At 35.3% G+C, this 13,996-nt stretch carries 12 protein-coding genes; all 12 read right to left on the bottom strand.

The window, feature by feature from the left end; translation table 11 throughout:
* Window positions 1–15: 15 nt before the first annotated feature.
* Entirely contained in the window at window positions 16–1,110 is a 1,095-nt protein-coding gene (locus DXA54_RS00060; RefSeq protein ID WP_004312283.1) for an efflux RND transporter periplasmic adaptor subunit, read from the bottom strand.
* Between the two features lie 34 nt (window positions 1,111–1,144).
* Window positions 1,145–2,293, bottom strand: a complete 1,149-nt coding sequence (locus DXA54_RS00055; RefSeq protein ID WP_004312284.1) for a hypothetical protein — start codon at window positions 2,291–2,293, stop codon at window positions 1,145–1,147.
* Window positions 2,294–2,433: 140 nt separating this feature from the next.
* Window positions 2,434–4,089, bottom strand: a complete 1,656-nt coding sequence (locus DXA54_RS00050) for an O-antigen ligase family protein (protein ID WP_004312285.1) — start codon at window positions 4,087–4,089, stop codon at window positions 2,434–2,436.
* Window positions 4,090–4,098: 9 nt separating this feature from the next.
* On the bottom strand, window positions 4,099–5,256 hold the full coding sequence (locus tag DXA54_RS00045) for a 6-bladed beta-propeller (protein ID WP_008648100.1): 1,158 nt from the start codon (window positions 5,254–5,256) through the stop codon (window positions 4,099–4,101).
* Window positions 5,257–5,263: 7 nt separating this feature from the next.
* Entirely contained in the window at window positions 5,264–5,548 is a 285-nt protein-coding gene (locus tag DXA54_RS00040; RefSeq protein WP_008648102.1) for an NVEALA domain-containing protein, read from the bottom strand.
* A gap of 41 nt (window positions 5,549–5,589) precedes the next feature.
* Complete coding sequence (lepB, locus tag DXA54_RS00035; protein ID WP_004312287.1) at window positions 5,590–6,465, bottom strand: signal peptidase I; 876 nt, start codon at window positions 6,463–6,465, stop codon at window positions 5,590–5,592.
* Window positions 6,462–8,342 carry a DUF5127 domain-containing protein gene (locus DXA54_RS00030; protein ID WP_049702656.1) on the bottom strand — a complete coding sequence of 627 codons (1,881 nt, stop codon included), beginning with the start codon at window positions 8,340–8,342 and terminating at the stop codon, window positions 6,462–6,464. Before DXA54_RS00030 ends, lepB begins: the two co-directional genes overlap by 4 nt.
* Complete coding sequence (locus DXA54_RS00025; RefSeq protein WP_243647622.1) at window positions 8,333–10,243, bottom strand: transglutaminase domain-containing protein; 1,911 nt, start codon at window positions 10,241–10,243, stop codon at window positions 8,333–8,335. The genes DXA54_RS00030 and DXA54_RS00025 overlap by 10 nt, the downstream gene beginning before the upstream one ends.
* A gap of 198 nt (window positions 10,244–10,441) precedes the next feature.
* Window positions 10,442–11,566 (bottom strand): 6-bladed beta-propeller, encoded by a 1,125-nt coding sequence (locus tag DXA54_RS00020; protein WP_004312290.1) that lies wholly within the window; start codon window positions 11,564–11,566, stop codon window positions 10,442–10,444.
* Between the two features lie 128 nt (window positions 11,567–11,694).
* Window positions 11,695–12,015 carry a hypothetical protein gene (locus DXA54_RS00015; protein WP_008648115.1) on the bottom strand — a complete coding sequence of 107 codons (321 nt, stop codon included), beginning with the start codon at window positions 12,013–12,015 and terminating at the stop codon, window positions 11,695–11,697.
* A 96-nt stretch (window positions 12,016–12,111) separates the two neighbouring features.
* A complete protein-coding gene (locus DXA54_RS00010; protein ID WP_004312291.1) occupies window positions 12,112–13,014 on the bottom strand; it encodes a DUF1573 domain-containing protein in 903 nt (300 codons plus the stop codon).
* 69 nt (window positions 13,015–13,083) lie between these two features.
* Window positions 13,084–13,996: BF3164 family lipoprotein (locus tag DXA54_RS00005; RefSeq protein ID WP_120078800.1), on the bottom strand; the 913-nt coding region annotated here is incomplete at its 5' end.

The raw sequence follows: 13,996 nt of genomic DNA, 5'->3' as shown, positions 1-13,996 counted from the left end.
CTCATCACTGACCCGTTAATCACTGACCTTTACTGCCGCTTCATGTGCCAGATTCAGATTTCCGGTCACAATAATCGTATCTCCTTCCAGTAACCCCTCTTCAATCCCTTTCTGTGATTTATCCGAAACAACATATTCCGTTGCATTTTCCAATCCCGTATGTACATAATTCCACATAGCCTTACCTTCTTGTAAAGTAAATACCACTTGCTTACCGGAGCGTAACACAACAGCCGTTTTAGGAATGACCAATTGTTGCCCTAAACTTCTTCTGACACTTACTCTTACATTCATACCACTGAACAGTTTTCCTTGTCCGTTTACTACAGCCTTCACCTTTACCATTCCGTTCGAATCTACCAATGGATTGATTTCAGATACGCTGCCTTCAAACGAATCTCCTCCGGCATAAGGAGTAATCATCACCTTATCACCTGTTTTAATAAAAGCCAACTCATTCTCCAACACTGTAAAATCAGCTTCCATCCCACGGGTATCAATAACCGTACAAAACACCTCGGAAGTATTAGCTAAATTATATGGTTTAGAAAACAGATTAGCCACTATCCCATCGAAAGGAGCAACCAATGTAGCATGTTCTGTTTCCCTTTTCACCAATTCATATTGAGATCTCGACTGCTCATATCCGCTCTTCACTTTCGCAAGTTTCATTGTTTCCACAGGAACTTTGCTAAAATCTTCGGAGGTATATCCCTGTCCGATCAATACATCTTTCAGTTCCAACTCGGCTTTCAACAAAGCATCTTCCGCTTGGGAAAGCTTTTGCTCCAAGCGAAATTTATCAAGTTCAGCTAAGTTCTGTCCTTTATGTACGCGGTCACCATTCTTCACATAAATACGAGCAATAACTTCACTTGTCTCAAAACGAAGATCAGCCTGTCCGAGAGCACTTACTTTACCGTTACTGACCAATTCGTGATGAAAATCACGTCTCTTTAGTATTTGAGTAGTGACTTCATTCTTAGCATCAGGAAGAACAGTGGAAACACCTTGTTCCTGTTTGTCGGCACTATTTTTTTTGTCAGAGCAAGAGGACGTTCCAGTCCAAACCAAACATAGCATCAACCATATACAATCATATTTTCTCATAATAATATCTTTATTGCTATCAATTACACATCATCTATTTAGGATAAACAAAGTCTATAGTCAAATCATCCGTATTATTTTCTGTATCCAGCATATTATCTACAAAAAGAACAATACCACTATAAGAGACACACCAACCTGTAAAATAATTATATCTATGTTTTGCCAACTTTACTTCATATACTTTTTTCATCTCATCATCAAACAACATTAAATATAAATCACGATCATTGATCAATTTCTCAATCCCCATATCAGCATCAAACTCTACTTTATCAATATGCAAACGGGCATACATTTTATATTGAGGAATATACATTACATCATAAAAATAAGGATTCTCCAACCTATGCCTTTCCAATGCAGCATAATCTTTTCCGGAAGTACATTCTGCCACAATATTAGAAGTATAGTTACTTTCTGCCATAACAGAGTTTCGTTCATTAGTAACTATATTCAAAGTATAAATGGAAGATTCAGCCGGATAATTATAGATAATATTTTCACCTACATAATTGACATTAGGAAAAGACATATAAGAATACCCTGCGCTCATATCAGGAATAATATTTGATGGCGACAAATAATAGATAGCAACATCTTTCTCTTTATTAATAAAGACTTCCTTGACCGCAAAGACCTTAGAAGACAAGTTTTGTGTTAAAAACATCAAAGATTGACGGTTCTTATTATAATATAAACGGGAAGTATGGATGGCATAATTAGTATTTATCAATAATTGCTCCTTATCATCCAGATACTCTCTCAAATCCACTATATTTTTTACAGTTCCTCTGCTGTCAACGAGAAAAACATGTTCAGAATCATCAGATACCCACACTGAATCTAATGAATGTACATATATGCCTGACAAACGAGATATAGCATGAGGACCTTTGGCGGGCAACGTTACTTGAGTTACCTGTTTTGATTCCAAATCCAGGTAATCTAATGAATGTAATCTATAATTATATCCGATAAGGATATTCACAGAATCTCCATGAACAGGAGAAGACAAATAATAAGACTTTAGCTGCAGCACATCTTGTTGAGGAAAATGTATTTCTTCCGTTTGCAGTGCAACTTCATTATTTACTATTGTTCCATCTGATCTCTTACCAGTACAGGATATCAATAGCATACAAGATAGGAAAAGCAACAAACTATTTTCTACTGTTCTCATTGTGTTCTATTTTTACGTTTTATACAACTACAAAAATAACATAACTAAAATACGATATCCTGATTATCAATAATAAATCTTCGTATAAGAATAAGATATAACCATTGTTAACTGTGCTCATTCATATTTCATCATATTTATCAGTTTATTTGTTTCAATAATTTCTTTACTTCCGCTCTCATCTCTTTTACCGCTGTCGATTGAACCTTTGGTTCTTTTGTCAGTACAACCTCAACCATACGCTTTAATTTCTCAGGTTGTTGGTTTTCCGGCTCCGCATACAGCTTTGCCAGAAGATAATACGGATAAATTCGTCCCGGAAGTCGATGCGTAGACCGAATCAGACTCTCTTCCGCTTTCTCATACTTTCCTACTGCCTGATAGTTCTTACCTATAATATTCAGAATCATTGGGTCATTACTATACTCCATGGCTTCTTTCAACACTTTTGTAGAGCTATCATATTGTTTCAATTTATGCAAACAATACCCGTATTCAAAAAGAAAGGCTCCCCGATTCTTCAATTCGGGATACAACGTCTCATATTCTTCTTTAGCTGATTGATATGCTCCGATATTATAGAGCATTTTACTACGATACCAGTTCTTACATGCATCATATTGATTGTTTTTCCAATAATATGCCCCTAATAGAATTATTATCGAAATAAAAAATAATAGCATTATCTTCGAGCGTCCAATAACACAAGCAGCCAGCAGAAAATAGAAGGTCACTGCAAATCCGGGAATCTGCATCGGATAAGAAGAAAAAGCAAATACCAACACTGCAATTATACCTCCACAAAGACCTATTCGTCCTTCCCTACTCCCCTTCCAAAGACAAAACGCAATTATTAATAAAACGACAAATAAAAAAGGAATCCCATATTCTGTTGCTACTTGAAGATATTCATTAAAAGCACATTCCGGACTACCCGCCACCAATTCTTCCGTTTCCGAATACTCTTCGTTTGCAAAATAACTCTCCTGTGCCCTGCCATAAGCTGAAACAAAATTCCCAGTTCCATGTCCTATAAGAGGACTTTCAGCAATAGCAAGAGTACTAATTTTCCACATGAACAGGCGCCCATTGGCGGAAGTTGCTTTTAACTGAAAAAGTGAGTAACCAATCACTATGAATATAATGCTTCCTGCAATACAGGCCAACACAACTTTTCTCTTATATATCTTTCTAATCTCCTTTAGTTTACTTCCCCATGAAATGTGCATTCCATACACCCATGCGCCCGATACGGCGGCGGCAATCCAAGCCGAACGACTCATTCCGGCAGGTAGCACACAAAGAATCAACAGCATCACTCCTAATGCCATGTAATACTTTCCCTGTTCTATCCATGTACGTTCCGTCTTTTCTTTCAAATTTAGCCATTCATGCAGGCAAAGCGGAAATATCATTGCCAAATATCCCGAGTAAGGTCCCGGATTATAGAAAGACCCTGTAAGTGCATATAAGGAATGATTAGAAACAGCGAAACCATATATTTGCCTCAAGCCCCATATAGCTTCAATCCCTCCCAATATAATCAATACCCACGTCACTATTGACGGAAAAGACAGATATTGTTTCTTATTCAAGCAAAGAAAAGGCAAACAACACACAGCAAAAACAACAGTCATGCGTCCCAACCATAGTTTTTGATAGGCCATTTCACCAACAGATATGTCGTTCGGAGTAGGAAAAGCTACTACACACAGGATTAACGCAACTCCTAAGAGTGCTATCAAACCCGCCATACCTTTCCTTTCAATTTTTATCAACTTTAATTTGACTTTCATGTTCTTCAATTATCTGACTACTGCCCGATAAAAAGCAATAACCGGATTATCTCCCTCTACATCATACGTTTTAAATAAATCCGGATAATCCTCAAGAGGATTTTCAGAAAAAGCATAATCGAGATACTCTGGTGTCAATATGCTGTAAAAGCAATCCTTATAAATACCGTCAATCGTATCAATTAAAGATGAATCCAGAAATTTAATCCTTTTGGCACAGTATACTTGTTTACTCTCTTCTACATTATATAAACAAGACCAAATATATCCATCCTTCACAAAACGAAAAAACAATAATCCGCCATACTCATATATATCAGTTATACCTAAGGAGTATCCTGAACGCAACAAACTCATTTCATTAGGTCTCTCTTCTATCATCGATGCTGGCAAGGGGTTCGGCAAATTAATCCGAAAACGCGGAACAACACTATCTTCATGAATCTGATAAACAATATTATCAAAATCCCTACAATAATACAACTTCGAATTATTATCATACAAATTGTGTCCTGAAGGCGAAAATGGATAGTCTTCTTTATTATTTTCATGTTTAAAGTATCGTTTCCCTATGGTAATGCCATCCTTTGACGCTAACAGGTAATAATGCAAAGAAATATCATCTTGATAGTTTCGATGTAAACGGTTATGATAAAAGAAGTATCCTCCCCAATAGGCTATTTCAGCCGGTGTAGGTTTATTAAACTTCTCACTTTTGACAAACCTACCATCCTCGGTCGAATAAAACATCAACGACTGTTTCATATTATCATAAATCACCAGTTGATGCAAACTAGCATTTACTGCAAAAGCATTTATATCCGTATATTCTCCGGGACCCTGCCCTCTAGCATTCAATTGAAATAACAATTCACCGGACATATCATAACATACAATGCCTACTACAAGATCCCATAAATAAATTCGTTCATCCGCAATCTGGATCTTTTTAATACGGCTTAACAAAGGAATCGCCGATAGTTTAACGTAAGATACCTGTTGCAATATAGTTTCCAGCTTATCATAAGTTTCTCCTGTCATTTCAACGATAACGTCCTGTGGACTAGACAGAGAGACAACTCCGGGGCCGATACTTAAAGACGTTTTATTATGAGTACACGACACAGTAAGACAAACTACCATTATTATAATAATACACTTATTCATTTTTTAATTACATTCCACAAGCTCTGGGTGTACAAGAATTAGGAGTTACACAAAATTCGCATATTCTTTCTATGCTGGCAGTATGCCACGGACCTTGCTGATAATCACATGCAATTGTCCTAGGAGCTGTCCAAGTCTTATCGCCATTCTCACGACTATTTGCCAACGCTTCAACATTAGACAGAACCAAATCAGATAATGTCTCTTTTTTAAACGAATTACAAATATTAGTACCAATCATCACTAGTAATGTAATTCCTAAAGCCATTTTTAAATAAATTTTCTTTTTCATACGTAACTAATTTTATATTAAATCTGATAGTCAATATGCCTTTATTTGATTTTCTTCATCATCCTATCCCAACGAGGTTTCTCCGTAAATTTGTCTTCTGAATACCAGATACGGGTAGCCTTGCCTACAATATATTCTTCCGGCAGCATCCCCCAATACCTTGAATCCTGCGAATTAGCCATATTATCACCAGATACAAAATAATAATTCTTTTCAAAACGATATCGAGAAATCAGACTGTCTCCCAATAACACCTGTCCGTCTTTCAGACGCAATTTCTTCTTTTGTTCCCAACCTATCAATTGCTTATACAAATGATAAGTAGTGCGGTCCATTTCTACCACATGTCCTTTCTGTGGAACAGGCAATGGTCCGAATTCACGAATATTCCACTTAAGTTGTTTGTTATATGGAAATGTACCAAAGACAATCCCGTGCTGCTTCGGATGCTGCAAATTTGCAATATACTGTTGAGCCTGATAATTCCCCACCTGTTCATTGCAACCACGTATCTTATAAAATCCTCCTCTGATTTCCAATGTGTCTCCGGGCAGAGCGATACACCGCTTCACATAATACTGCATCACGTCCATTCGAATACTATCCCAACGATTTTGCTGATAAGGAAAATTAAAAACCAATATATCATTTCTCTTAAAGTTTCCCCATCCGGGCATCCGATGAATAGTGAAGTCTTCATTATCTAAAGCAGCAAACACATTAAATAACCTAGCTCCCTTTATCATCTTATTAACCAGTATCCGATCTCCATCCTTTAGTACCGGTTCCATAGAATCCGAAGGTATTTTAAACGAGGTAAAACAAAATAGTTGTACCAAGAAGAGAATGAGCACCATGCAGAATACGAAAAATGCCAGATTCTCTAATATTGCCAAAATTTTCCTCACTTTGCTCATACGCTTTCTTTCAGTTGAATTAGTTTACGATAAGCCATAAGCCCCAACACGCATTTCACACGTTCATCATCCTCATTTAATAATCCTTCGCAAGGATAAACGTCTTTTTCCATCTTCTCTCGCAAATAATCCGCCCATAAACACAATAGATTCCAATGTGCATCAGCATAACTGAAATCCTGTTCCACTTCTACAATCACAGCCATCATCATCAACATGTCAGCAGCTACCGCCACTGCATTATCATCCAATTTTACCTGCTTATTAATAATAGGGTACAAACCTATATCATAAGGCGGATATCTCTTTACCCAATGATTATCTTCACAATATTCAAATATAGGATCCAATAGGCTTTTCATCCAGTCGATACGATTAAAATAGAGCAAAGTAGAAAAACTCTCATAAGCCTCCCTGATATTACCTAAAGTATCTCCAAAGCAAAATATTTTATTCTCTGATGATAACACAAATCTATGGGAAGATATAAAATTACGATAAGAAGGAAGCATCTGCCCTGCAAATGTTTCACCACCTACTTGAAAAGCTCTGGCACTCCACTGACAATCCTGTTTATCGCATTCTTCTTTAAGTTCCTGCCATCTATCTCCAACAGATTTCATTAATTCTTTTATTTCGCCTGTTCTATTTTTCTTCCAAAGAGGGGACAAACTTTCACCCCCATATTGTAAAGTCTGCCCTTCCTCATACCCTATTAGCAATGCACCTTTATCCTCATTCTTTGCGCTTAACTTTTGAGATAAAATAACATGACCATCCTCACTAGAGAAAGTTGATTCATTCGCCTCCATAGCTAAATATAAACTGTCGGACTTGGCAAAACGCCAATTCTGTTCACACCAACTATCCACCTTGCTCCTACCCAATAACCACTCCATATCTACATCAAACAGAATTTCCACTGTATGCTCCTTTTCATCTTTTGCATGAATCTGATAAGAAAGAAAACCTACAGGCCATCCTGTCATATCCCATTTCTCCGACAAGGAAGGTGAAACAAAATCAATCAGAAGCTCCACATCTCCACATTGAAAAACATAATGAGTCTGTGTAGCCTGCATATTCATTTGTTTCAATATTGCAGGTTTCACATCAACATAAGTCTTATTTTCCACATATAAACCAAAATCCAAAAAAGCAGTACCTTCCGCATTACCCCCATAAGCTGCTATAACATTATCACCATTAATAATTTGAGCTACTGTTTCATCCGTTAAACGATAGCATCCCGTTTGAGGAAGAAATGCTTCTTCTCCTAACAAATATTCTCCATTACAATAAAGCTTTATCTGATCATCATAAATATAACGGAGATAGACTTTGCGTTCTTTTAAAGTATCTTTGTTAGCAATGGTAATGTGCCTGCGAACATATATATTTTTCGCTCCCCATACTGTATGGGCTTGAAACTTCCCATTTTCCGAACCGAAGGCACCTTTACCCTTATTCCACAAAGAATCATTATACTCCCTTTGTTCCCATCCTCTGCCCGGAAATAAATAAGAATATTTTCCCTGCCATCCCAGGTTCTCGTTTGAAAGAGGGGCTAGAGAGGATATACGTAACGAATCTCCTCCTAAAAAACGGTAAGATTTACCATCCACCTTTAAAATACCCGTCAACGGAAACATTTTCCCCGATCTTAAGCACGGATAGGTTTTATTTAAAGTATCTTCTGTTGCCTTTATGGTAAAACCGGGAGCTATAGCCAACAACGTATGTCCGGAGAAAGAAATATCAAAAGGAGGACACACCTTCTTACCGGAATAAGAACAAGCACATATCAAGGAGATAATTCCTGAAAATAAAACTATCCTCCACATTACAACTTGTCTGATATTAAACCTTACCTCCATTGTTGTTCTCCATTTTCATAAACAAAAATTCTTTCATCCTTTCCACGAGTATGGTTTCGTAAAAGTAATAATGCATTTTCCGGAATATTCCGAAACACCAGTGAATCGGCAGTCGCCTTGATTGTCCCGGCAGATTGCCAGTCTCTTTCACAGTAGAATAATTCATATACATCACCAGGTCGAACATAATTATCCCTGTTCCGCGGAGTATAAACTATACGATCGACTTTTACTTCTTTTCCTAAATCCAATCCCGCCCATCCACCGGTGGGTTTGGAATAATCAAAAGAAGTCCATGTTTTCCCGTCAAAGACATTGGTATAGTCATGATCCCCATTCTGTTTTTCGTGTTCGGGAGTTCCTATTATCTTTCCCGTTAAAGCAACAGTATCATTTTTCTCATAAAAGGCGACTGCTGAAACATTACAATGAGCTTTAGGTCGACCGATATATCTAAGATAACGGTATTCTTTATCAGACCAGCATTTTACAGTAGTATTCAAACGATCAGGTTTACTTTGTATAATAAACAGTGTATCTTCATCCGAAAAATCCGAATGATTGCTTCCGGTAAAAACACCCCCTATCATTCTGTTTCTAAAACTACTTTCTTCTTTAAGATTAAACTTAGCATACAAAACCATATCTTGCGTCTTTTCCCCGACGGAATAATAGTGAGGGGCATTAGTTTCTTTATCCAGATAAAAAGGATCAGTCAAGAAATGTAATGATCCTTTTTCATAAGTGGCAACTCTTAAAACTGCCCCTTTACGAACATATCGAAAAGCCAAATGACCGGCATCGTATTCTGTCCAATCAACCGGAATCCAACGATCTCTATTACTGGCACATAAATAAGCAATCCTCCCACTCCTTTTCTCTTTATACTGCTTTTCCAAAGGAATGACCAGATTCTTTTGGTATGAATACGCATAATCAAAAGTTACATCCTTAAACTTAGGAATATGCCAAAATGGATGTACCTTCTCTCCATATTGTGACATCTGTTCATGTAACTCTCTGTTTACACTAAATGTATATCTATATATCTTGGCAGTTCCTCCCTGCCGATACAAAGCACATTTGCGAACACGTGTCAAAAATGTCATAAAGTCGGACATATATCCTTCTCCGTTTTTATCCCATACTATTGTCCAAAGATGCCCGAAATTCGTATCATTACGTGCAGGTAAGTAGTCGATTGCACAAGGAATACCTAAAGCACGAAATAAGTAAATCTCAAAATCTGCCAATTCTCTACAACTACCGACTTTATATTGTACAAATTCAGGTCCGATATGTCCGAAAGAAAAGGGAGTTATAGAAGTAAAGAATGTCTTTTTATCCGGCAATCTCGCCATTAAATATCTGGCTGCCACTAATGGATCTTCTTTATCCAAGGTGTCAGACATCCGCAATGAATCTAACAATGAATTGTATTTCTTATAATATATCTCACGCCAATAAGTTAACGGTTCATCCCCTATTCGGTAAGGCAATAAGTACTCACAAAATGTTTCAAACGAAATATTCTTTCCCCACGGTTGCTCCTGCCAAACTTTAAATGCCCAATCAATATTATGGCACAAATATGCAGAATCCATTTCCATAATATCGCGTTTCTTTTTAGGTTCTTTCATTGCACCAAAGACTTTCTTGACTGAATCCGAAACTTGTTGCGCAGTTTTACCCTTACGTACTTTTAGCCAAGCATAATAAGACTTATAATTCTCTAATTGTTCTCCACTAGAATAAATGTAAAAAGGCATATTCTCTATTAAAAAACAAGCTGCTTTATATTTTAGACTATCAATAGGATTCTTCTTATAATAGTGAAGTACTTTTTGAAGTTCTTTTTTATTTCCACCTGCCGCCTGTAAAGCAACTTCTAAAGGGAGCATAGTTTTTTTTTCGTAGAATAAATACTTTCTTGCATATTGCCATTCTAACACAAATAACAAAACAAGGATAGATGGAATATATATACAAAGCTTCTTAAGCATAAATTAATCCTCATTTACTTAGTATTTCCTGTTCATGTTCTCTACTGACCTTTCTCATTTATCATAGGTCAAAACAACGCTAAAAAATGTATTTTTTTATTTCACATATATATTCATTAATACCGGATTACTATCATCAACCAAATTATATTTACGAGTAACAGTCTCCTCATAATTATTCAAAAAAGACTGAGCATTAATATAACTTATATAAAAATCAGAAGAAACTGCTGCAATCTTCGTAAATGCTTTTATTTGAGGGTCCAAAAGAGGGCAAAATAAATAACCTTCTTTCTCTTTTGCTTCATATTCCAAAAGTAAAGGTGCTCCATGGTTTCTCCATATTTCGGCCAGAAAATGTCCCTTACATTGATAGAATGAATTAACACCTGAAATTAGGCACTCATTAGTAGAATATTGTTCTCTTACCCCTCTTTCCTTTTTAAAGTCCTTTTCTAATTCAAGATCTGAATTATCTACAAAATCATCCGATATTATTTTCATATATTTGCTTACTTCATCATTATCTATCATATAAATATATGGAGAATATCTAGGATTAAAAAATAAATGATTCCCTGATTTATAAAAACTTTGGGCTTTAAATGGAGTATTAGCATTATCTGCAATACCTCTAGATGCTATTACCGGAACAAATTTCTCATTCGAATAAAATCCTAAACAAATACCGTCTTCAGTCTGAAATATATTGGTTCCCCATATCTTTCCCGTTTTTTCATCAACAGCTATTTCCATTACAGTTGCATTAGTTTTATATTCTGTAAACAGCTTGTAATCAGGATATTTATATTTTATTATTTTTCGTCCTACAATAGATGATATGTATATATTTAAATCTGCATCTATATCAAAGTCTGATATATCAGCATATTCTCCTGGTCCACTCCCTATATTATGAATTTTAGTAATATATGAACCATTATCGTCAAATAAAAAGATCATAGCTTGGACTTTATCAAAAATATAATATGTCTCATTCTTATACAATATCTTAGTTATACTAGATATTAATGATCTCTCATTTGTTTCTAATGGAACAAAAGTTACAGAATCAAATTCATGCAAATGATTCTTCTTACTACAATAGTCATATTCCAACAAAGTAAGATTCCTATCTTCTATTTCTTTTAAAGAATTATTACGAGGATTATTGCATGAAACCAACAATAATAAAAAAATATATACAATTATCTTTTTCATAAACGAGCTATAATTATGTTTCTTTTATTAAAAAGAACGTATTATTAGAAAGTAACAAGACGACCAATCGCCACATATTAATTAAACATCAGATACCTAGTAATAGATATCTGATGTTTAAAACCTAGTTAATTTGGACAATCTCTATTCCTCATCGTAGTAACACCCGAATAACATCTGTCACTATTAATACTAAGACAACCGATATGGCTATTATAGGTTGTAACAAGACACCCATCCTCCCAATGAGTTTCTTCATCACTAGTCCAACTATAGTCAGGAGTTCTACTACCTGACACATCAGTTTCACCTCCAGCTAGTGCATCTATATTAGCCAAGCTAAACAATGATAACGTTGAAGATTGAGAACCTAAATCTATTTTGATATTCAATACCGCCACAGTTACTATGGCTAAAACACATATTCCACTAAACAAAAATTTCTTCATTATCTATTTTTTTTAAGATTAAAACCTAATATAAAAATCATTATTCATTTCTTTGTTTTTCACATAAATAACACCTCCTTACTTAATATATAGCTTTTATTTACTTTGATTATTTACCTTACCTTGTATTACAAGTTTAACATATCTTCTTTCTATATTACAATATATTGTAACATTTTTCTTAAAATATCCTTCTTTATTAGGAGTAACTTGCACTACAATATCGGTTGTTTTATTAGGTAAAACCGGTTGTTTTGACCAGTTAGGTACTGTACAACCACATGTAGTAGTTACATTATTCACCACCAAAGGGTTAGGTCCAATATTTTTAAGACTAAACTTTGCAGTAGTAGTCTTATTTATTTCCAGATTTTTAAGTTCCAAAATAGTTGTATCAACTGTCAATGATGTTATCAAAGACTTATCATATAAGTCTGTTTTTTCTACTCTTTTATTTTCATTTATTATTTGCTTATACAAACTCCATATTTGAGGATTCTCTGTAGGATTACCAATGCAAACGACCTTATTATATTTATCCAACAAAAAAGTCTGATATCTACTGTCTTTGGGAAATGTATTGAGTTTATCAAGTTGATTACATATATCCATATAGCAAGGATATTTAAATGAGTCCTTTCTAAATAAAAAGAATATTTCTTCGATATTTTTAGGATGAAAATAAAATTGAAAATTAACAAAACCTGCCATTTCGTCATTAACTTCCTTAATAATAGCATTCCATTTATACAAATGTAATTTACAACTAGTGCATCCTATTGAATCTGTGTATACTAGTATTTTATAAGGCGTAGAATTGGGAGAAATACACAAAGTATCCCTATCAATCGATTTACAAAAAACATCTTGAGGAAATATAATTTTCTTTCCTGTCCATTCTTTTACTATCTTTTCAATTTCCGTTGATAGTTGATCATTTTTACATCCACAAAATGTAAAACAAACTACTCCCAATATTAGAACTACACCCTTAACCATAATACAAAATAGTTATAACTAACATAATTTCTCATTTATAATAATATTGCAGCAAAATTGCTACCTTACCTATTTAATACTAAACATTACAATCGGCTGATCATCATTAACATCTGTCGCTATTATCGTTTTAGTATCTTCATCCACCCAAATACCATATATATAATGGTCGAGCACATATTTGCATAACGGTTCTCCTTCCAAACTAAATACATAAATATATTTTCCTCCATCAGGAAGCCTTCCGCTTTGTCTTGCGATCTCCTTAAAAGACGTTCCATGAAATACAGTATAAATGGCACTATCTGTTACTTGTACATCACTAAAACCCATAATACCTGTTGGCATACCATATCCATCTGATACTTTGAATTCAGGTTCACCATGCTCACCGATACGAATAATATGAGTACTATCTTTCAAATTATAAACTTCAACGACTTCTCCCAATTGGGTTACTGCCGCCAATATTCCATTGTTAGGATTGTAGTCAAGGAAGCTCCTCCATGCTTGAGCCAATGCCGGACGAGCATTTTCCAATGCTTTTTCATCAATAGTCGGAATAATCCCTATCTTATCTATAAGCCTCCCATTACGGTTAACTCGACATAAACGATTTTCACCGGAATAGTCAGGAATAATAAACATTGAATCATTATATATAGCAAAATCAAGTGGTCGAAGTATATCTTCATCCAATGTTACCGTTTCGTCACGAAGCAGTGAATCACCGGATGAAGAAAAGTCTAACCTAGTTAATTCACTTTTATTGGCATCCAATGTCCAGACTACATGATTCTGTAAACGAAAGTTCTCCATTGATAACATTTCTGTAGGTGAATCACCACGCTTCCCAAAAGAAGATAAATACTGGAAACCAGGATATTGGAATAAGTGTCCATAATGATCAAGACCATGTAAATCCATCACAATGGCTCTATCTCCTTCGATTCGTATCCTAAACGGATAACGAAGCAAGGCT

Source organism: Bacteroides sp. OF03-11BH (assembly GCF_003604005.1).
GTDB lineage: Bacteria > Bacteroidota > Bacteroidia > Bacteroidales > Bacteroidaceae > Bacteroides > Bacteroides ovatus.
This window is presented reverse-complemented; position numbering and strand designations above follow the sequence as displayed.